Source organism: Janthinobacterium sp. SUN137 (genome assembly GCF_030587265.1).
GTDB classification, from domain to species: Bacteria; Pseudomonadota; Gammaproteobacteria; order Burkholderiales; family Burkholderiaceae_D; genus Janthinobacterium; species Janthinobacterium kumbetense.
Genome location: NZ_JAPWHZ010000003.1, coordinates 808,573 through 828,205, shown reverse-complemented (window position 1 = coordinate 828,205; position 19,633 = coordinate 808,573). Strand labels below are relative to the sequence as shown.

16 protein-coding genes are annotated in these 19,633 nt (G+C 62.9%); 12 read left to right on the top strand and 4 right to left on the bottom strand.

Annotation, left to right across the window (positions count from 1 at the left end; genetic code table 11):
- Positions 1–184: 184 nt before the first annotated feature.
- The 3 genes from xsc (O3298_RS18625) (at position 185) to O3298_RS18615 (ending at position 3,889) form a co-directional block, all read left to right on the top strand.
- Positions 185–1,999, top strand: a complete 1,815-nt coding sequence (gene xsc, locus O3298_RS18625) for a sulfoacetaldehyde acetyltransferase (RefSeq protein WP_305060228.1) — start codon at positions 185–187, stop codon at positions 1,997–1,999.
- A gap of 125 nt (positions 2,000–2,124) precedes the next feature.
- A complete protein-coding gene (gene pta, locus O3298_RS18620) occupies positions 2,125–3,126 on the top strand; it encodes a phosphate acetyltransferase (protein WP_305060227.1) in 1,002 nt (333 codons plus the stop codon).
- A gap of 1 nt (position 3,127) precedes the next feature.
- Positions 3,128–3,889: a sulfite exporter TauE/SafE family protein gene (locus O3298_RS18615; protein WP_257218679.1), complete on the top strand. Its 762-nt coding sequence runs from the start codon at positions 3,128–3,130 to the stop codon at positions 3,887–3,889.
- Here O3298_RS18615 and O3298_RS18610 read toward each other — a convergent pair.
- Positions 3,886–5,283: an RtcB family protein gene (locus tag O3298_RS18610; RefSeq protein WP_305060226.1), complete on the bottom strand. Its 1,398-nt coding sequence runs from the start codon at positions 5,281–5,283 to the stop codon at positions 3,886–3,888. The genes O3298_RS18615 and O3298_RS18610 overlap by 4 nt on opposite strands.
- Positions 5,284–5,729: 446 nt before the next feature.
- Here O3298_RS18610 and O3298_RS18605 point away from each other — a divergent pair, with 446 nt between their 5' ends.
- From O3298_RS18605 to O3298_RS18595, 3 genes are all read left to right on the top strand, one after another.
- Positions 5,730–6,617 carry an RNA ligase family protein gene (locus O3298_RS18605; RefSeq protein WP_305060225.1) on the top strand — a complete coding sequence of 296 codons (888 nt, stop codon included), beginning with the start codon at positions 5,730–5,732 and terminating at the stop codon, positions 6,615–6,617.
- Positions 6,614–7,753, top strand: coding sequence for an AAA family ATPase (locus O3298_RS18600; RefSeq protein ID WP_305057832.1), 1,140 nt, complete (start codon positions 6,614–6,616; stop codon positions 7,751–7,753). Before O3298_RS18605 ends, O3298_RS18600 begins: the two co-directional genes overlap by 4 nt.
- Positions 7,754–7,972: 219 nt before the next feature.
- Entirely contained in the window at positions 7,973–8,881 is a 909-nt protein-coding gene (locus O3298_RS18595; RefSeq protein WP_305060224.1) for an NAD(P)H-binding protein, read from the top strand.
- A 3-nt stretch (positions 8,882–8,884) separates the two neighbouring features.
- Here the strand turns inward: O3298_RS18595 and O3298_RS18590 are convergent, their stop codons facing one another.
- Genes O3298_RS18590 through O3298_RS18580 form a run of 3 tightly spaced genes read right to left on the bottom strand, consistent with a single transcriptional unit; the run spans position 8,885 to position 12,462 of the window.
- Entirely contained in the window at positions 8,885–10,615 is a 1,731-nt protein-coding gene (locus tag O3298_RS18590) for a cobalt chelatase (RefSeq protein WP_305060223.1), read from the bottom strand.
- Positions 10,612–11,586 carry an AAA family ATPase gene (locus O3298_RS18585; protein WP_289911903.1) on the bottom strand — a complete coding sequence of 325 codons (975 nt, stop codon included), beginning with the start codon at positions 11,584–11,586 and terminating at the stop codon, positions 10,612–10,614. The genes O3298_RS18590 and O3298_RS18585 overlap by 4 nt, the downstream gene beginning before the upstream one ends.
- A 39-nt stretch (positions 11,587–11,625) precedes the next feature.
- On the bottom strand, positions 11,626–12,462 hold the full coding sequence (locus O3298_RS18580; RefSeq protein WP_369811606.1) for an IclR family transcriptional regulator: 837 nt from the start codon (positions 12,460–12,462) through the stop codon (positions 11,626–11,628).
- Between the two features lie 224 nt (positions 12,463–12,686).
- Between O3298_RS18580 and xsc (O3298_RS18575) the strand changes: the two genes are divergently transcribed.
- The 6 genes from xsc (O3298_RS18575) to O3298_RS18550 all read left to right on the top strand — a co-directional run bounded on the left by xsc (O3298_RS18575) (position 12,687) and on the right by O3298_RS18550 (position 19,517).
- Positions 12,687–14,495, top strand: coding sequence for a sulfoacetaldehyde acetyltransferase (xsc, locus tag O3298_RS18575; RefSeq protein ID WP_249153524.1), 1,809 nt, complete (start codon positions 12,687–12,689; stop codon positions 14,493–14,495).
- Positions 14,496–14,693: 198 nt separating this feature from the next.
- Positions 14,694–15,101 carry a nuclear transport factor 2 family protein gene (locus tag O3298_RS18570; protein WP_305060222.1) on the top strand — a complete coding sequence of 136 codons (408 nt, stop codon included), beginning with the start codon at positions 14,694–14,696 and terminating at the stop codon, positions 15,099–15,101.
- 58 nt (positions 15,102–15,159) lie between these two features.
- Positions 15,160–16,569 (top strand): FAD-binding oxidoreductase, encoded by a 1,410-nt coding sequence (locus O3298_RS18565; RefSeq protein WP_217495227.1) that lies wholly within the window; start codon positions 15,160–15,162, stop codon positions 16,567–16,569.
- Between the two features lie 121 nt (positions 16,570–16,690).
- Positions 16,691–17,743: a taurine ABC transporter substrate-binding protein gene (gene tauA, locus O3298_RS18560; protein WP_369811605.1), complete on the top strand. Its 1,053-nt coding sequence runs from the start codon at positions 16,691–16,693 to the stop codon at positions 17,741–17,743.
- Between the two features lie 84 nt (positions 17,744–17,827).
- Positions 17,828–18,643, top strand: a complete 816-nt coding sequence (locus O3298_RS18555; protein ID WP_071324509.1) for a taurine ABC transporter ATP-binding protein — start codon at positions 17,828–17,830, stop codon at positions 18,641–18,643.
- A gap of 79 nt (positions 18,644–18,722) precedes the next feature.
- Positions 18,723–19,517, top strand: coding sequence for an ABC transporter permease subunit (locus tag O3298_RS18550; RefSeq protein WP_058049276.1), 795 nt, complete (start codon positions 18,723–18,725; stop codon positions 19,515–19,517).
- The last annotated feature ends 116 nt before the right edge of the window (positions 19,518–19,633 follow it).

The window sequence follows — 19,633 nt, the reverse complement described above, 5'->3', positions numbered from 1 at the left end:
ATAAGCCGCCATTGTTGTTTCAGGAGTGGGGCAAAGTCACGGATTCCGGATTCAGGAATGAAACAGTCCGATTTTTCATGAAATTTCATTGACAGCGCATTTCGCAACCGTTAAATTGAACACGCATTTCAAATATCGGAACAAAATATACCGATTTTTCATAAAACCGTAAGGAGACTGAGCCATGACCGATTTGTCCGACCAAAAAGCCGCCGCCGCAGCGATACCTGTAGGCCCGCAAAAGATGACGCCTTCCGAAGCGTTCGTGGAAACCCTGGCCGCCAATGGCGTGACCGACATGTTCGGCATCATGGGCTCGGCCTTCATGGATCCGATGGATATCTTTGCCCCCGCCGGCATCCGCCTGATCCCCGTCGTGCACGAGCAGGGCGCCGGCCACATGGCCGACGGCTATGCGCGCGTTTCGGGCCGCCACGGCGTCGTCATCGGCCAGAACGGCCCCGGCATCAGCAATTGCGTGACCGCCATCGCCGCCGCCTACTGGGCGCACACGCCCGTCGTCATCATCACGCCCGAGACGGGCACGATGAGCATGGGCCTGGGCGGCTTCCAGGAAGCGAACCAGTTGCCGATGTTCGAGGAATTTACGAAATATCAAGGCCACGTCACCAATCCCGCCCGCATGGCCGAATTCACGGGCCGCTGCTTCGACCGCGCCATGTCGGAAATGGGTCCGACGCAATTGAACATCCCGCGTGACTATTTCTATGGCGAAATCAAGGCAGAAATCCCGAAACCGAACCGCCTGGACCGCGGCGCCGGCGGCGAGCAAAGCCTGAACGATGCGGCGGAACTGCTGGCGAAGGCCAAGTTCCCTGTGATCATCTCGGGCGGCGGCGTCGTCATGGGCGAAGCCATCGAAGAGTGCAAGGCCCTGGCCGAGCGCCTGGGCGCACCCGTCGTCAACAGCTATCTGCACAATGACTCGTTCCCCGCCAGCCACCCGCTGTGGTGCGGCCCGCTCGGCTACCAGGGTTCCAAGGCGGCGATGAAACTGATCGCCCAGGCCGACGTCGTCGTGGCCCTCGGTTCGCGCCTGGGACCGTTCGGCACCTTGCCGCAGCACGGCATGGATTACTGGCCGAAAAACGCCAAGATCATCCAGATCGACGCCGACAACAAGATGCTGGGGCTGGTGAAAAAGATTTCGGTGGGCATCTGCGGCGACGCCAAGGCGGCCGCGAAAGCGATTATTGCCCGCCTGGATGGCAAGACGCTGGACTGCGACGCCACGCGCGACGCACGCTATGCCACCGTGCAAGCGGAGAAGGCCGCGTGGGAAGAGGAGCTGACCAACTGGACGCATGAGAAAGATGCGTACAGCCTGGACATGATCGAAGAGCAAAAGAAAGAGCCGGGCAACTACCTGCACCCGCGTCAGGTCTTGCGCGAGCTGGAAAAAGCCATGCCGGAAGACGTGATGGTGTCGACCGACATCGGCAACATCAACTCGGTGGCCAATAGTTACTTGCGCTTTGAAAAGCCGCGCAGCTTCTTTGCGGCGATGAGCTTTGGCAATTGCGGTTATGCCTTCCCGACCATCATCGGCGCCAAGGTTGCCGCACCGCACCGTCCGGCCGTGTCGTATGCAGGCGACGGCGCATGGGGCATGAGCTTGATGGAAACGATGACGTGCGTGCGCCACAACATTCCCGTGACGGCCGTGGTGTTCCACAACCGCCAATGGGGCGCAGAAAAGAAAAACCAGGTGGATTTCTACAACCGCCGCTTCGTCGCCGGGGAACTCGACAACCAGAGCTTTGCCGAGATTGCGCGGGCCATGGGCGCCGAAGGCATCACGGTCGACAAGCTGGAAGACGTGGGCCCGGCCCTGAAAAAGGCCATCGACATGCAGATGAATGAAGGCAAGACCACCATCATTGAAATCATGTGCACGCGCGAGCTGGGCGACCCGTTCCGCCGCGATGCGCTGAGCAAGCCGATCCGCCACCTGGACAAGTACAAAGACTACGTGTAATCAGTCTGCCCGATCCTTGTATGACCCCGGTAATCGCGCCGGGTTTTATGTGCCGGAATCATGTTTCATATCTCATGCTTCATGCTTGCGTGGTTCCGGCATTTTTTTACCGAATTGGAGTCGCCATGAAAGCCCTGCACCGCATCATCGCGCAAGCCCGCGCCGTGCCGAAAAACATCGTCTTGTGCGAGGGCGGCGACGTGCGCGTGCTGCAGGCGGCCGCGCGTGCGGCCAGCGACGGCCTGGCGCACATCACCATCGTCGGCAAGCCGGCCGCCATCCTGGCCCTGGCGCGCGAACAGGCGCTGGACCTGGATGCCGTGCGCCTGGTCGACCCGGAAACGTCCGACGAGTCGGAACACTATGCCCAGCAATTGTTTGTGCTGCGTCAAGCCAAGGGCATGACGGTGGAGCAGGCGAGGATCGCCGTGCAAGACCCCTTGTGTTACGCCAACCTGATGGTGCGCCTGGGCGACGCGGACGGTTGCGTGGCGGGCGCGGTGCACACGACGGCCGACGTGGTGCGCAGCGCCATCCAGATCATCGGCATCGACCCGGCCTTCAAGCTCGTGTCGAGCTTTTTCCTGATGATGCTGTGCGAGCCGTTCCACAGCCTGAAGGGCGGTTTCATCTTTTCCGACTGCGCCCTCGTCGTCGACCCGAAGGCGGAGGAATTGGCCGACATCGCCATGGCTGCCGCCGACAGCGCGCAAGCCCTGCTGATGGAAGAACCACGCGTGGCCATGCTGTCGTTTTCCACCAGCGGCAGCGCCCACCACGCGGCCGTCGACAAGGTGCATGCGGCCACGGACCGGGTCAAGGCCCAGCGTCCGCTGCTGGCCATCGATGGCGACGTGCAGCTCGATGCGGCCATCGTGGCCGAGATTTCGCAAAGAAAAGTCAAGGATTCCGTCGTCAACGGCCGCGCGAACGTGCTGGTGTTCCCGAATCTGGACGCGGGCAATATCGGCTATAAATTGGCCGAACGCATGGGCGGCGCCGTCGCCATCGGCCCCTTGCTGCAAGGCTTGAACAAACCGGCCAACGACTTGTCGCGCGGTTGCTGCGCCGACGACGTGTATAACGTGATTGCCGTCACGTCCGTGCAGGCCCAGGGTGGGCGCTGAGTTGTTCAGCCTGCCCGTGCTGGCGCTGCTGGGCGTGGTGGCGGCGGGCACGTATTTCCAGACCGTCACGGGTTTCGGACTGGGCATGATCGTCATGGGCGTGGCCAGCGGCCTGGGCCTGGCGTCCGTGCCCGCGCTGGCGGCCCTCGTCAGTTTGTTGTCCCTGGCCAATTGCCTCGTGGCCTTGCCGGGCGCCTTGCACCACCTGGACTGGCGCGCCATCCGCGCCGCCAGCATCGGCTTGCTGCCGGCCATGGCGGCCGGTGTCTTGCTATTGGGATACCTGGACCAGGCGTATGCGCCCATCCTGAGACTCTTGCTGGGCGCGGCCATCGTGTATGGCGGCGTCAGCATCCTGCTGCAGGCGCCGCCGGGACCGGGCGCGGCCGACAAGCGCAGCTTTTTCATCAGCGGCGTGTGCGGCGGCCTGTTCTCGGGCCTGTTTTCGCTGGCGGGACCGCCGCTCGTGTACCAGTTTTATCGCCAGGAAATGAGTCTGACCACCATCCGCTACAGCCTGATCTTCCTGTTCGCCATCAGCGCGGGCGGGCGCTCGCTGATGGCGGGCAGCCAGGGCCAGCTCGATGCGAAAGTCTTGCTGCTGTGCACGCTGGCCTTGCCCGTGGGCGTGCTGGCCACGATGGCCGGCAAGCGCTATCCGCCACCGATCGCCCAGCGCGGCATGCGCCGCATCGCGTTCGCCGTGCTGACCGCCATCGGCATTTCGCTGATGGCGGCGGCCGTGCCGCAATTGCTGGCCTAGGCCTTGAACGTCAATAAAGGTTTCAGGCGGGCCACCGATTGCAGCAAGCCCGCTTCCTCCTGCGCGGCGATGACGGGACCGATCTTTTTATACGCCCTCGGCGCTTCCTCGACGCGGCGCTCTTCGCGCAAAGTCACGCACTGGAACGCCATTTCGTCGCCGCCCACCGTGGGCCGCATGGCGCGCATGGCCTGGCGGCGGATGCTGCGTCCCGCGCCGTGCGAGCACGACCACAGCCAGTCGGGATTGCCCATGCCCGTGGCCACATAGGAATAATCGCCCATGGAACCGGGGATCAGCGCCAAGTCGCCTTCGCGCGCGGGCGTGGCGCCCTTGCGGTGGATGTTCATGCCGTGCTCGCGCAGGATGACGTTGTGCGGCACGTCCACCACCAGGCGGGATTGATCCTGCGCAAACACCTGCGCCAGGCTGTCGCGCACCAGCTCGGCCAATACCATGCGGTTGACCCAGGCATAGCGCGACGCCACGCCCATGGCGTCCATGTATTCGCCGGCCAGTTCGCCCGTCAAGCCGTACAGGCCGGACTTCGGGTGGCGCACGCCTGCCGGCCACGCTTCTTTGGCGCGGTCCATCCAGCGGCTGCCGACAAAAAAGCCCACGTCGCGGCTGCCGCTGTGGATCATGACGACCACTTCGCCGGGCACCAGTCCGTGCCGGTACGCGGCATGGCGGTCCATGACGGCATCGACCAGCTGGATTTCCACGAAGTGGTTGCCCGATCCCGTGGTGCCCAGGCTGGGATCGCGTATCACTTCGCGCGTGCCCACCAGCGCTTCGGGCGCATGGCGCAAGCCCCCGCCCAGTTCGCGCAAGGCGATGCAATCGTCGAGCTCGCGCAACAGGCGCTGCTTGTCGACGCGTGGCCACAAGCCATCATTGTGCAGGCTGTCGATGAACGCTTCCGGCCCCACGTCGAACAGGGCGGCAAACGCTTTCGAGCGCAGCGGCACGTTGCGGCCGTCTTCCAGCAGCACATGTTTGAGCTTGGCGAGCAGCTGCGGCTTGCGCGCCTCGAACTGCGCCAGGGTCAAACCCGTCGTGATCAGGCGCATGCCGCAGGCGATGTCCGTGCCGGGGATGGCGGGGATCACCATGTCGGGGCTGGTGGCAACGATGCTGCCCACGGGGGCGATGCTGCCCGGGTGAAAGTCGGGCGTGGCGCACGCTTTGCACACATGGCCATCCTGGCCGGGCACGGCGACGGCGGCAAACTCCATCAGCTGGCGCACGGCTTTTTCCTCGAGGGGAAAGTTGTGGGGCAGCAGCACGGACGCCTGGGCGTGCGGATTGCTGAGTGTATAAATGCCGTCGGCATAGGCGACAGCGATGCCCTGGCGGCGCAGGGCTTTTTGTAATCTGGATAGGGGAAACACGATTCTGCTCCGGAAATAACGAATGCACGGCCCTTTTGCAAGGGCCATGTTTGTTTTCCACGCAGCAGCGACAGGAAGTGCCGCCAGCTTAGCAAACTTTGTGCCGCTTGCAAAGCCGCCGGCCCCGACAGTGCACACAAGAGTGCGCACGATACGCAGCGCCACTTGCAAAATAATCAAACAGCCTTTATATTCGCGGTTCTTTCTCGAACCTCTTCCTTATTGGAGCCAAAAGTGCCTCGCTTCTTCGCCATCACCTGCTAACGCTGACGAAATGCTCTCTGCAGCATCGTTCGGCGCGTTGATGCCCCCGATTGCTGCGGCACTGTTTTTGCTCTCTCCGCACACGTATCCAGGACCACCGTCCTGATCGTCCACGCCCGAACACGTCGTCAGCACCCCTGACCCTGTATGGACACGCCCCGGTGAACGCGGCGTGGGACGCTATGTTTTTACAATCTTTGCCCTTATTTAAATACCCGCGCACGCCGCACCTGGAAGGTTCGCGCCTGCAGGATGGCGACGACAGTTCCGACCAGATGCCCCTGAAAAAGCTGGCCGGCCAGTACGTCGTCATCGAGGAAAAAATCGATGGCGCCAACTCCGCCGTGTCGTTCAGCGACGCGGGCGAGGTGCTGCTGCAGTCGCGCGGCCACTACCTGGCGGGCGGCGGCAGCGAACGCCAGTTCAACCTGTTGAAACCGTGGGCGCATGCGCATGAACACGCCTTGCTGCACCTGCTGGAAGATCAATTTGTGCTGTTTGGCGAATGGTCTTACAGCAAGCATTCCGTGTTTTACGACCGCTTGCCCCATTACTTCAACGAGTTCGACGTGTATTGCCGCCGCACGCAGATGTTTTTGTCGACGGCGCGCCGCCACGCCATGCTGGCCGGTTCGCCCGTGCTGTCCGTCCCCGTGCTGTATGCGGGCAAGATGCCCGCGTCGCCGAAACAGCTGTGGCAGCTGCTGCGCCATTCGCTGGCCAAGTCCCGCCTGTGGCGCGACGCTTTCGAAGGCGTGGTGGCGCGCGAACGCCTGCCGCTGGACCTGTGCTGGAAGCAGACGGACAAGTCCGACCATGCGGAAGGCTTGTACCTGAAAGTGGAAGACGACGAGCAGGTGCTGGCCCGCTACAAGCTGGTGCGGCATGACTTTACGCAAACCATCCTCGACAGCGGCTCGCACCACAGCACGCGTCCATTGATCCCGAATCTGCTGGCCGAGGGCGTCGACCTGTACGCGCCGCAGCCGCTGGTGACTTGGGAGAGCCTGGGCTTGCACACCTGCCAGTCGCTGGACGAACTGGCAACATTTTCAAGGAGTACTAGATGAACTGGAAACAGTTACAACAACTGGTGCCGCCAGCGGGCCAGTCGCCCGATTTCAACGCCTGCCTGGCCGCCTTCCCGCAGCTGGAGCTGGCGAAGACGACGCCGCAAAACCCCGTGTACCACGCGGAAGGCGATGTGTGGACGCATACGATGATGGTGGTGGAATCCCTGCTGGCCATGCCCGACTACCAGCAAGCCACGCGGGCACAGCAGGAAATCGTGTTCCTGGCCGCCTTGCTGCACGATGTGGCCAAGTGCAGCACCACCGTGATCGACCCCGTCACGGGCGCCATCGGCCAGCCCGGCCACTCGCGCAAGGGCGCCCTCGATGCGCGCATCGCCCTGTGGGATGTGGACGTGCCGTTTGCCGTGCGCGAGGAAATCTGCCGCCTGATTAACGTCCATCAAGTGCCGTTCTTTGCGCTGGAAACTTCGCGGCGCGGCGTGACGCCCGAATTCACCGTGCGCGAACTGTCGTGGCAAGTCGATATCCGCTTGCTGGCCATGCTGGCCGAGGCCGATATCCGCGGCAGGATCTGTCCCGATCCGCAGCGCATTTTAGATGCCATCGAGCTGTTCCGCGAACTGGCGCGCGAGGAGGGCTGCTATGGCCAGCGCAGGGTGTTTGTCGACGATCACACGCGCGTCAAATACTTTCGCGGCGCCGAGGCGCATCCCGATTATTCCCTGTTCCAGGAGCCGGGCTCGCACGTGATCGTCATGTCGGGCTTGCCCGCGTCCGGCAAGAATACGTGGGTGGACAAGCACCATCCGCGCTTGCCCGTCGTCTCCTTCGACGATGCGCGCATCGCCTTGGGCTTGAAGCACGGTAAGAACGAAGGGCAGGTGGGCGACTATGCGGAAGAGCGGGCGCGCGAGCTGCTGCGCAAGGGCGAACCGTTCGTGTGGAACGCCACGCATCTGTCCAAACTGATGCGCGAAAAGACGCTCAACCTGCTGTACAAATACCATGCGCAGGTGGAACTCGTGTACCTGGAGCAGCCGCGCAAGGAGCTGCTGCGGCGCAACGGCCAGCGCGACACGTCGCTCAGCAACAAGAAGTTGCAGTCTATGCTGTGGAACTGGGAAATCCCGCTGCCCATGGAAGCGCATGCCGTGCGTTACTGCGTCGACTAGCCCTGCCGCCGTCAAGCGCTCCGAAAGCGCTTGACCGGGCGGGCGCCACGCGCCATGCTGGGCGCATGACACTTGTTTCCCCTTCTTTCCTATAAGCCAGTCGCAGTTTCGCCCCGCAAGGGGCGGGCTGCCGCATGGCCGCCTTTGATTCCCCTACATCATCGTCGCGCGTTGCCGCCCCATCCGGGGTGTGCCTGCGTGCGCCACAAGGAAAAGAACATGAAAACAATGCATCTCGCCGTCGCCGGCGCCTCCGGCCAACTGGGGTCCCTCGTCGTCAATGAGCTCATCGGGCATCGCGCCGGCCGGCCCGGCATGGCCCTCACGGCCATCACCCGCACGCCAGGGCGCCACGCGGCGTGGCAACAGCAGGGCGTCGGCGTGCGCTGCGGCGACTTTGACCAGCCGCAAGGCCTGGCTAGCGCCTTCCACGGCGTCGAGCGCCTGTTGTTGATCAGCACGAATACCCTCGACGGTACGGGCCGCCGCGTGGCGCAGCACCAGCACGTGATCGAGGCGGCGCGCCAGGCGGGCGTGGCGCATATCGTCTACACCTCGTTCCTGCAGCCGCAGGAGGGCAAGCACTCGCTGCTGAACGACGACCACCGGGCTACGGAAGCGCTGCTGGCCGGCAGCGGCATAGCCCATACGATCTTGCGCAACGCGTTTTACCAGGATTTGCTGCTGGTGGTGCTGGGCACTGCCGCCGTGGATGGCCGGCTGCAAACGGCCATGGGAACAGGCCATGTGTCGTACGTGGCGCGCGAGGATTGCGCGCATGCGGCGGCTGCGGCGCTATCGGATGGCTATCTTGGCAGCCGCATCTTGGACATCACGGGGCCTGCAGCCCCCGATGCGCCGGCGCTGGCCACCATGGCCGCCTTGCTGTCTGGCAAGCCTGTCGAGGTCGTGAATCTCGATGCGGAGGAACGGGCGCGCCATTTCATCGCCACCGGCATGCCGGCGCCGATGGCGCAGATGCTGGCAGGCATCGAGCGCTGGCTGGCCACCGATGCGATGCACATCGTCAGCGATGACTATCGCGCGCTGACAGGCCGGCAGGCGTCACCCGTGCCAGCCTTCCTGCACGCGCATCGCCGCCAGTTGCTGGCGCTTCCGCCGGCATAGCGACTACTTTTTGCGTCCACCGAGCAACTGCGCGATCTCGCTGAACAGCTCATTGTTCAGCGAGGCGGGCAGGGTGGTGGCCAGGCTGCGGCTGTAGTAGGCGCCCAGGTCCAGGCCCAATCCCAGCCCGCAGATTTCCACCGCGCCCTGCGCTTCGCGGCGCGCCACCACTTGCTTTAAATGTTGCGCCAGATAAAACTCGTCGTTGGCCAGGTTCGTGGCTGTATCCATCGGGCAACCGTCGGATACGACGAGCAGGATGCGCCGCCGTTCCGGGCGCGCCAGCATGCGCGTGCACGCCCAATCCACGGCTTCGCCATCGACGCCTTCGCGGTACAGGTCCGCTTTCAGCAAGGCCGCGATGTCGGGCCGCGCGCGGCGCCAGCTCGTATCGCCATCCTTGAAGACCATGTGCACGAGTTCGTTCAAGCGGCCCGGCTGGGCGGGCGAACGGGCGCGCATCCAGTCGCGCTTGACTCGTCCCCCGTTCCACGCGCCCGTCGTAAAGCCCAGCAACTCCGTGGCGATGCCGGCCTGGTCCAGCGCGCGCAGCAGAATGTCGAGCAGCACGGCCACGGATTCCGCATGCGTCTTCATGGAGCCGGAACAATCGACGAGGAAGGTGACGAGGCAATCGGCTTGCGGCAGGAATTGTTCCTTGCGGAACAGCCGGCGTTCGGACGGCGAACTGATCAGCTGAGCCAGGCGCCGGCCATCGATATAGCCCTCTTCCTCGCCGAACGACCAGCCGTCGCGTTGCGGCACGGCCAGCAATTGAGTGAAACGCCGCGCCAGGCGGGCCGTGTTGATGCCCAGGCTGGCGATGCGCGCATCCATGCGTTCGCGGTATTCGAGCAACAGGGCGCGGCGCACCAGTTCGCCCGCTTTTTCTTCGCGGTCATATGCCGTGGAGTACGCCTTGTAGGCGCCCTTGCCATCGCTGAAGGTGCGGCTGTCGCCCAGCGGTGCGGCATCGGGCAGGTGGTCGTTGTCGCTGTCGAAATCGAGCAGCAGCTTGAAGGCCGCCTGCGCCCTGGCGTCGCCGGCGTCGTCCTGGTCGCCTTCGCGCTTCGCCTGCGCGTCTTGCAGCATGGCGTCGACGGCGTGGGCGATGGCCAGCGCGTGGCGCGCAAAGGCCGCCTGGTCCGTTCGGTGGCGGCGCAAGCCCGCCAGGTCGCCGCTCAGTTGCGAAGACACGGACCAGCGCGTGGCCTCGATGAAATCTTCCGTCCTTTCCAGCACGGGTCTGGCCGTCAGGCGCGACCAGCACATTTGGAACACCGTGTACAGCAGCAAGCCCGACACGCCTTCGGCCAGGCCGGAATCGTAGAACGCGTGTGACCAGGCCGTGAAACGGTGGCGCAGGTTGTGCGCCACGCCCGCATGTTGATCTGGCGCAAGCGTTTCCACCCTGAGCTGTTCCAGCAATTCGAAGACGAGGCGCGCCACGGGTTCCACCGGACACAAGGACTTGTGCAGGGCCGCATCCGTGTGCAGCAGGCGCAGGGCCACGCTGTCGGCCGCGCCCCGCAGCGATGGCAAATCCTGCAGCGCGGCATCGGGCTGCAGATGGGCGGAGTGGATGGGCAGGGGGCGGTGGCCGTCGTGCAGGCGCCGGCCCCGGTAGCGGATGGAGGCAACGCCGCTCAGCGCGCGGATGGCGCCCGCGCACAACTCGTCCGTTTCCTGCTGCTCGCGCGTGTAGGGCGCAGGCGCGGTCGTTTCCGTGCTCATGCCTGGCTCGCCAGCAATTCCTCATTGAAACAGCGCTGGTAATACTCGGCCACCATGGGGCGCTCGGCCTCATCGCATTTGTTGAGGAAGGACAGGCGGAAGGCCAGCGCCGGGTCGCGGAATATCTGGCAATTTTCCGCCCAGGTAATCACCGTGCGCGGCGACATCAGGCACGCCAGGTCGCCCGCCGCATAACCGTGGCGCGTCAGGCTGGCCACGGCCACCATGGCGGCTGCCAGCTGGCGGCCCGCCTCGTCGTTCATGGCGGGCACCCTGGCCAGCACAATCTCGGCTTCCTCCGCCTGCGGCAAATAGTTCAGGGTGGCAACGATGTTCCAGCGGTCGATCTGCGCGTGATTGAGTACCTGCGTGCCGTGGTACATGCCGTTCAGGTTGCCGAGTCCCACCGTATTCGACGTGGCGAACAGGCGGAAGTGGGGATGCGGCGTGATGACCCGGTTCTGGTCGAGCAGGGTGAACTTGCCGTCGCGCTCGAGGATGCGCTGGATGACGAACATCACGTCGGGCCGGCCCGCGTCGTACTCGTCGAAGATCAGGGCCACGGGGCGCTGCAGCGACCAGGGCACGATGCCTTCCTGGAATTCAGTCACTTGCTGCTGTTCGCGCAGCACGATGGCGTCCTTGCCGACCAGGTCCAGGCGGCTGATGTGGCCATCGAGGTTGACGCGCACGCAAGGCCAGTTCAGGCGCGCCGCCACCTGCTCGATATGCGTGGACTTGCCCGTTCCGTGCAAGCCTTGCACCATCACGCGGCGGTTGTGGGTGAAGCCGGCCAGGATCGCCAGGGTGACATCCTTGTTGAAGCGGTAGGCGGGGTCGATGTCGGGCACGTGCGGGTCGCGTTCCGTGAAGACGGGCACGAGCAGGTCGCTGTCGATGTGGAACAGGCTGCGCACGGACTGCAAGGTTTGCGCCGCTGCGGCGGGGGGATGTTGGCGTGAATCTGGCACCTTGTTCTCCTGTGATACCGCAGCGGGGGCGCTACGGGGTTATGAATTACCTGCCTGCAATGCGTCGTCGTCCCCGCCCGTCGTCGGCATGGTTTCCGATTCGATGGCGGCCAGGGCTTGCGCCGCGCGTTGCAATGCTGGCAAGAAATGTAAAGCCTTGTCGTGCGTCAAACGGATGATGGGCGCCTGGATGGCCACGGCCAGGTTCGAGCGGCCGTTCGGGTTCGGCACCAGCACGGCCACGCACAGCAGGCCGGGCAGGAATTCCTCGTCGTCCAGCGCATAGCCGTTGCGGCGCACCAGTTCCAGTTCGCGTTCCAGCTTGACGGGGTCCGTTTCCGTCTTGTCCGTAAAGCGCGTCAATTCCATGTGACCCAGCAGGCGGCGCCGTTGCACGGGCGTCATTTGCGCCAGGAACAGCTTGCCGCTGGACGAGCAGTGGGCCGGCACCCGCGAACCGGGATGCAGGTAGAAGCGCAGCGGGGCCGCCGTTTCCACCCGGTCCAGGTACACGACTTCGCTGCCGCTGAAGGCCGTCAGGTTGCAGCTCTCGCCCACTTCCTCGACCAGCTGGCGCAAGACCATGCGGCGGGCGCCATGGAAAGTGTTGTTAATCAGTAGGTTCGATGCGAGGCGGCGCAGGCGCACGCCCGTGCTGTAGTGGCGGCCATCGCTTTCGCGCTGCAGCACGCCCACGCTTTCCAGCTGTTGCAGCATGCGGTGCAGGGTGGGCTTCGGCAAGCCCGTTTCTTCCACCAGCGCTTGCAGCGACAGCAACTGGTCTTTTTCGGCAATCACTTCCAGCAAGGCAAACAAACGCATCGTGGGCGTGTCGCCTTCCAGTTTTTCCGGCTCAAGTTTTGGGGATGAAATCATGTCCATGGTGGCCTCGGTTGGGTAGCTCTGAGTGTGACGTCAGCTTATTTCATTTTCGAACTCAAATTGTACCGTTTCCTTGAAAATCTGTTTGACTTTTGATTGCTGAACGCTTAAATTGAATTGTATATCAAATTTCGGAACAAAATATACCGATTTTTGATAAATTATTTGATAATTCGCTGCACTTCATCACCACAGACCAGGAGACACCCATGAATGACATGACCGAGCAAAAAGCCGCCGCCGCAGCGGCCATCCCCACCGGCCCGCAAAAGATGACGCCTTCCGAAGCGTTCGTGGAAACCCTGGCCGCCAATGGCGTGACCGACATGTTCGGCATCATGGGCTCGGCCTTCATGGACCCGATGGATATCTTCGCGCCCGCCGGCATCCGTTTGATTCCCGTCGTGCACGAGCAGGGCGCCGGCCACATGGCCGACGGCTATGCCCGCGTTTCGGGCCGCCACGGCGTGGTCATCGGCCAGAACGGCCCCGGCATCAGCAATTGCGTGACGGCCATCGCCGCCGCCTACTGGGCGCATACGCCCGTCGTGATCATCACGCCGGAAACGGGCACCATGAGCATGGGCCTGGGCGGCTTCCAGGAAGCGAACCAGTTGCCGATGTTCGAGGAATTTACGAAATATCAAGGCCACGTCACCAATCCCGCCCGCATGGCGGAATTCACGGGCCGCTGCTTCGACCGCGCCATGTCGGAAATGGGCCCGACGCAGCTGAACATTCCGCGCGACTATTTTTATGGAGAAATCAAGGCGGAAATCCCGAAACCGAACCGCCTGGACCGTGGCGCCGGCGGCGAGCAAAGCCTGAACGATGCGGCGGAATTGCTGGCGAAGGCCAAGTTCCCCGTGATTATTTCTGGCGGCGGCGTCGTCATGGGCGAAGCCATCGAAGAGTGCAAGGCCCTGGCCGAGCGCCTGGGCGCCCCCGTCGTCAACAGCTATCTGCACAACGATTCCTTCCCCGCCAGCCATCCGTTGTGGTGCGGCCCGCTCGGCTACCAGGGGTCCAAGGCGGCCATGAAACTGATCGCCCAGGCCGACGTCGTCGTGGCCCTCGGTTCGCGCCTGGGACCGTTCGGCACCTTGCCGCAGCACGGCATGGATTACTGGCCGAAAAACGCCAAGATCATCCAGATCGACGCGGACAACAAGATGCTGGGCCTGGTCAAAAAGATTTCGGTGGGCATCTGCGGCGACGCCAAGGCGGCCGCGAAAGCGATTATTGCGCGCCTGGATGGCAAGACGCTCGATTGCGACGCCACGCGCGAGGAGCGCTACGCCACCGTGCAAGCGGAGAAGGCCGCGTGGGAAGAGGAATTGACGAACTGGACGCACGAGAAGGATGCGTACAGCCTGGACATGATCGAAGAGCAGAAGAAAGAGCCGGGCAATTACTTGCACCCGCGCCAGGTCTTGCGCGAGCTGGAAAAAGCCATGCCGGAAGACGTGATGGTGTCGACCGACATCGGCAACATCAACTCGGTGGCCAATAGTTACTTGCGCTTCGAAAAGCCGCGCAGCTTCTTTGCGGCGATGAGCTTTGGCAACTGCGGCTATGCCTTCCCGACCATCATCGGCGCCAAGGTTGCCGCGCCGCACCGTCCGGCCGTGTCGTATGCAGGCGACGGCGCCTGGGGCATGAGCTTGATGGAAACGATGACGTGCGTGCGCCACAACATTCCCGTGACGGCCGTGGTGTTCCACAACCGGCAATGGGGCGCAGAAAAGAAAAACCAGGTGGATTTCTACAACCGCCGCTTCGTGGCAGGCGAGCTGGACAACCAGAGCTTTGCCGAGATCGCACGGGCCATGGGCGCCGAAGGCATCACGGTCGACAAGCTGGAAGACGTGGGCCCGGCCCTGAAAAAGGCCATCGATATGCAGATGAATGAAGGCAAGACCACCATCATCGAAATCATGTGCACGCGTGAGCTGGGCGACCCGTTCCGCCGCGATGCGCTGAGCAAACCGATCCGCCACCTGGACAAGTACAAAGACTATGTTTAATTAAGTGAGCCAGCCTGTGGGAATGGGCTGTGACCAAATTCTCACAGATTGTCACGAAAGCATCATAATTTCATTAAAGAATACAAGGCGTCCCGTTTTTTGAATTATTTGATTTGACAAGGCCATGCTTAAGGCTTAAATTCAATAAAAGACAAAAAACGGAACGTAGCGTATCAAAAACGATTTACGGAGACAACCATGAACCACCCTGTACCGCACACTGACGCCGTCACCACGGACTTCCTGCAAGCGTTCGGCGATGCCTGGAACCGCCACGATATCGAGGCCCTGATGGCCGCCATGGCCGACGATTGCGAATTCCACGCCGTCGCCGGTCCTGAACTGCTGGGCAAGAGCTTCATCGGCCGCGACGCCGTGCGCGCCGGCTTCGAGCTGGCCTGGCAAACCTTCCCCGACGCGGCCTGGCTCAACCCCGTGCATTTCGTCAGCGGCGAACGCGGCGTGACGGAGTCGACCTTTGCCGGCACCAAGGCGGACGGCATGCGCATCGAAGCGCGCATGGTCGATATCTTCACTTTCCGCGACGGCAAGATCGCAGTCAAGAATGCTTTCCGCAAGGATCGCCCACCCGTCGTCACAGTCTGAGCCAGCACGTTCACCAGGAATGACCATGAACAAACCTGTCGACACCCCGCCTGGCGTAATGGGCAACAACAGCACCGCCGCCCGCACGCCCTACGACCCCGCCTTCGATCCGCTGGTGGCCCAGCGCCCCGGCCATGGCAATGCCTACGCGCCCACCTACTGGATCGGCACGGCCGGCGAGCCGCCCGCCGACGACGGCCCCATCACGCATGACATCGACGTCGACGTGGCCATCATCGGCTCGGGTTTTACGGGCCTGTCCTGCGCCATTTTTTTGGCCCAGGAACACGGCATCAAGGCCACCGTGCTGGAAGCGAACCGGGTCAGCTGGGGCTGCAGCACGCGCAACGGCGGCCAGGCCCAGTGCACGACGGGCCGCCTGAAGCGCTCGCAGTGGATAGACCGTTATGGCCTGGACACGGCCCTGAAACTGCACGCGGAAGTGTGCGACGCAATGGAAACGTTCAAGAAGATCACGGCCGACATCGATTGCGACCCGCAGCCGGGCGGCCACCTGTACATCGCCCACAAGGCGAAAGCCATGCCTGCGCTGGAAAAAGAAGCCAAGGTCATGCGCGAGATCTTCAAGTACGACGCCCGCATCCTCGACGCCGACACCGTCAAGCGCGAATTCGTCGACGACAAGGAAGCGGCCGGCGCGCTGCACGAGCCGGAAGGCATCGGCATCCATGCGGGCAAGCTGGCCTTCGGCTACCTGCGCAAGGCGCGCGCGCTGGGCGCCAAGGTGCATCCGTCCAGCCCCGTAATGGGCTGGGAAACGCGCAATGGCGTGCATTATCTGCAAACGCCGGGCGGCGTGGTGCGTGCCCGTTCCGTGGCCGTGGCCACGGGCGGCTACACCTCGCCCCATCTGCATCCGCAAGTGAAGAACCGCTTGCTGCCGATCCTGTCGAACTCGCTCGTCACGCGCCCGTTGACCCCGGCGGAAATCGAGGCGTGCAACTTCCGCACCCATCAGGTGATCACGGATACGCGCATCTTGCGCCACTACTACCGCTTGATGCCGGACAACCGCGTGCAGATCGGCAGCCGCAGCGCCATCACGGGCGCCGACGCGCCGGACGACAAATACAAACAGTTTTTGATCAACGATCTGCACCGCAAGTTCCCCGCGCTGACGGGCATCGGCATCGATTACTCGTGGTGGGGCTGGGTCGACGTCAGCCACGACATGATGCCGCGCATCGTGCAACCGGACCCGAAGCAATCGATCTTCTATTCGCTCGGTTACGGCGGCAACGGCGTCATGTACTCGGCGCAGGCGGGCCGGCGCATGGCCGAGCGCATCGCGGGCAAGGCCAGCGACACGGGCTTGCCGATCTTCAATTCCAAACTGCCGTATCCCAACATGATGGAACTGGTCGAGTCGCAAGCGTTCGCCCCGTTCCGCCGCCTGGGCCAGCGCTTCCTGTACCGCTGGTATCACCTGAAGGATGAAGTGTTTTAAATAGTAATAGCAGTAGCCGTACTAAGCCGCCGTATGAGTTGACATAGAGCAACCAACGGCGCCTCCCGCAAGGGATGAGATTGCCCGCACGTTCACACATAACAATAACTTGGAGTGAGACATGAACACATACACGAGCAAAAACACGGTATTTTCAACGATGCGCCGCGCCGTCCTCGGCACCCTGGTGCTGGGTGTCGTTGCCGCCTCCAGCGGCACGGCCTTCGCGCAAGGCAAGGAAGTGACGATTGCCTACCAGGAAATCAACGGTCCCTTCCTGGTGGCCATCGCCAGCGGCGAAGTGGAAAAAACCACCGGCTATAAAATCAACTGGCGCAAATTCGATTCGGGCGCCAAGGTGGCCACCGGCATGGCGTCCGGCGACGTGCAGATCGGCGTCATCGGTTCCAGCCCCCTGACGGCGGCCGTCAGCCGCGGCGTCGACCTGCAGCTGTTCTGGATCATCGACGACATCAACGAAGCCGAAGCGATGGTGGCGCGCAACGGCGCCGGCATCAGCAAGCCCACGGACTTGCGCGGCAAGAAGATCGCCGTGCCATTCGTTTCCACCACGCACTTCCACACCATGTTCGCGCTGGAAACGTGGGGCATCAAGCCCACGGAAGTGAAATTGCTGAACATGCAGCCGAACCAGATCGCCGCCGCCTGGGAGCGGGGCGACATCGACGCGGCCTTCGTGTGGGACCCGGCCTTGAGCAAACTCAAGCAAAACGGCAAGGTGCTCGTCACTTCCGGCGAACTGAGCAAGAAGGGCAAGGCCACGTTTGACGGCATGGCCGTCGAGCGCGCCTGGGGCGAAGCGAACGCGGACTTCATGGCCAAGTTCGTCAAGGTGATGGCCGCTGCCGACGCCGACTACCGCGCCAATCCGAAGGCGTGGACCATCGATTCCCCGCAAGTGAAAGCCAACGTCAAGCATTCGGGCGCGGCCGCCAAGGACGTGGCCGCTTCCGTGGCCCTGTACGCCTACCCCTCGCTGCAGGAGCAGGCGTCGCCGGCCTGGCTCGGTGGCGGCGCGAAGGGCGGCGTGGCGCAAGCCTTGCTGGCCACGGCGCAATTTTTGAAGGGCGAAGGCAAGATCGACACCCTGGCAAGCGATTACGCCAAATATGTGACACCCAAGTATGCACAGGCCGCCGGCCTGCTGAAGTAAACGTTGTGCGATGGCGCGCCTGCGGGCGCGCTGACTGAACAGAATGCGTTGAACTGAAGTGACTACACCTATGCGGGGCACACGATGGAAAATCTCTACGTCAAGGATGTCAGCGTGATTTATCCGGGCAAGACGGCCGGTGAACGCGTGCATGCCTTAAATAATATCAATCTGACCATCAATAGCGGCGACTTCGTCGTAGCGCTGGGCGCCTCGGGCTGCGGCAAGACCACCTTGCTGAGCCTGATGGCGGGCTTTATCGCCCCGTCCAAGGGCGAGATCATGTTGGGCAGCAATAAAGTGGAAGGGCCGGGCGCCGACCGTGGCGTCGTATTCCAGAAACATGCCTTGCTGCCGTGGCTGAACGTGATGGAAAACGTGGAATTCGGCTTGAAGCTGCAAGGCGTGCCGAAAGCCGTGCGGCGCGAACAGGCGGCGAAAAACCTGGCGCTCGTCGGCTTGAAGGACTTTCACGACAATATGATTTATCAATTGTCGGGCGGCATGCAGCAAAGGGTGGGCATCGCCCGGGCCCTGACCAGCAATCCCGCCATGCTGCTGATGGATGAACCGATGGCGGCGCTCGACGCGCTGACCCGCGAAACCATCCAGGAGTTGCTGCTCGATATCTGGGCCAAGTCCAGCACCATGTTCTTCTTCATTACCCACAGCGTCGACGAGGCGCTGTTCCTGGCGAACCGGCTGATCGTCATGTCGCCCCGTCCGGGCCGCATCACGCACACGTATGAACTCGATTTCAACAAGCGCTTCCTCGAGTGCCGTGATGCGCGCGCCGTGAAATCGAGCCCGGACTTCATCAAGATGCGCGAAACGGTGCTCAACATCATTTATGGCGACGAACGCGCCGTCAATAAAGAGCTGGAGGTGTCCCATGCATAGCCCATCCGTCGTGGGATTTCCTCCCACCACCGCCAAGCGCGCCGGCTTCTTCGGCCGCCTGTTCGCCCCCCGCTGCGCCATGCCCGGCGAAGCGTTCGGCGCGCCGGGGCAGGGCAATTCCAGCCGCATCGCCACCGTCACCGTCATCGCCGTGCTCTTGCTGTGGTTTGGCGTGACGGCCAGCGGCATGGTGAAACCCTTGTTTTTACCTTCGCCGCAAGCCGTGTATGAAAAATTCATCATGGCGGCCACCACCGGCTTCGGCGGCGCCACCCTGTGGGAACACACGGTGGCCAGCCTGGTGCGCGTGTTCGGCGCCTTTGGCCTGGCTTGCCTGTTTGCCATTCCCGTCGGCGTGATGATGGGCGTCAACCGCGTGGCGCGGGGCATCTTCGATCCCTTGATCGAGTTCTACCGTCCATTGCCGCCGCTTGCTTACTTGCCACTGGTCATCATCTGGTTCGGCATCGGCGAATTCTCGAAGGTCTACCTGATCTTCCTGGCCATCTTCGCGCCGATGGCGATCGCGGCCCGCGCCGGCGTCAGCTCTGTTTCACTGGAGCAAATCCATGCGGCTTACTCGATGGGCGCTACCCGTTTCCAGGTGATCGTGCACGTGATTTTGCGCGCGGCGATACCGGAAATCCTCACCGGCATGCGCATCGGCATCGGCGTGGGCTGGACCACCCTGGTGGCGGGCGAGATGGTGGCAGCCACGCGCGGCCTCGGCTACATGGTGCTCAGCGCTTCCGAGTTCCTGGCCAGCGACGTGGTGATCATGGGCATTATCGTGATCGGCTTCTTTGCTTTCCTGTTTGATTTGATGATGCGTTACCTCGAACGTACCCTCGTGCCATGGAAGGGCAAGGTGTAAGACGTTCCCGGGAGTGGCGCGCACGCCACAAGTGTTGCCGCCGCTCCTTTTTTTAATCCGCAATAAGCCGTACTTACCCTCCAGCGCGCTTGCCCCTCGGGCGCCGCGCCGGGCCG

Coding starts and splice junctions, on each gene's coding strand:
- O3298_RS18570 (WP_305060222.1), top strand. CDS start 14,694: ATGAACCACCCTGTACCGCACACTGACGCCGTCACCACGGACTTCCTG.
- O3298_RS18600 (WP_305057832.1), top strand. CDS start 6,614: ATGAACTGGAAACAGTTACAACAACTGGTGCCGCCAGCGGGCCAGTCG.
- O3298_RS18595 (WP_305060224.1), top strand. CDS start 7,973: ATGAAAACAATGCATCTCGCCGTCGCCGGCGCCTCCGGCCAACTGGGG.
- O3298_RS18605 (WP_305060225.1), top strand. CDS start 5,730: ATGTTTTTACAATCTTTGCCCTTATTTAAATACCCGCGCACGCCGCAC.
- pta (WP_305060227.1), top strand. CDS start 2,125: ATGAAAGCCCTGCACCGCATCATCGCGCAAGCCCGCGCCGTGCCGAAA.
- xsc (WP_305060228.1), top strand. CDS start 185: ATGACCGATTTGTCCGACCAAAAAGCCGCCGCCGCAGCGATACCTGTA.
- xsc (WP_249153524.1), top strand. CDS start 12,687: ATGACCGAGCAAAAAGCCGCCGCCGCAGCGGCCATCCCCACCGGCCCG.
- O3298_RS18555 (WP_071324509.1), top strand. CDS start 17,828: ATGGAAAATCTCTACGTCAAGGATGTCAGCGTGATTTATCCGGGCAAG.
- tauA (WP_369811605.1), top strand. CDS start 16,691: ATGAACACATACACGAGCAAAAACACGGTATTTTCAACGATGCGCCGC.
- O3298_RS18550 (WP_058049276.1), top strand. CDS start 18,723: ATGCCCGGCGAAGCGTTCGGCGCGCCGGGGCAGGGCAATTCCAGCCGC.
- O3298_RS18565 (WP_217495227.1), top strand. CDS start 15,160: ATGGGCAACAACAGCACCGCCGCCCGCACGCCCTACGACCCCGCCTTC.
- O3298_RS18590 (WP_305060223.1), bottom strand. CDS start 10,615: ATGAGCACGGAAACGACCGCGCCTGCGCCCTACACGCGCGAGCAGCAG.
- O3298_RS18580 (WP_369811606.1), bottom strand. CDS start 12,462: ATGATTTCATCCCCAAAACTTGAGCCGGAAAAACTGGAAGGCGACACG.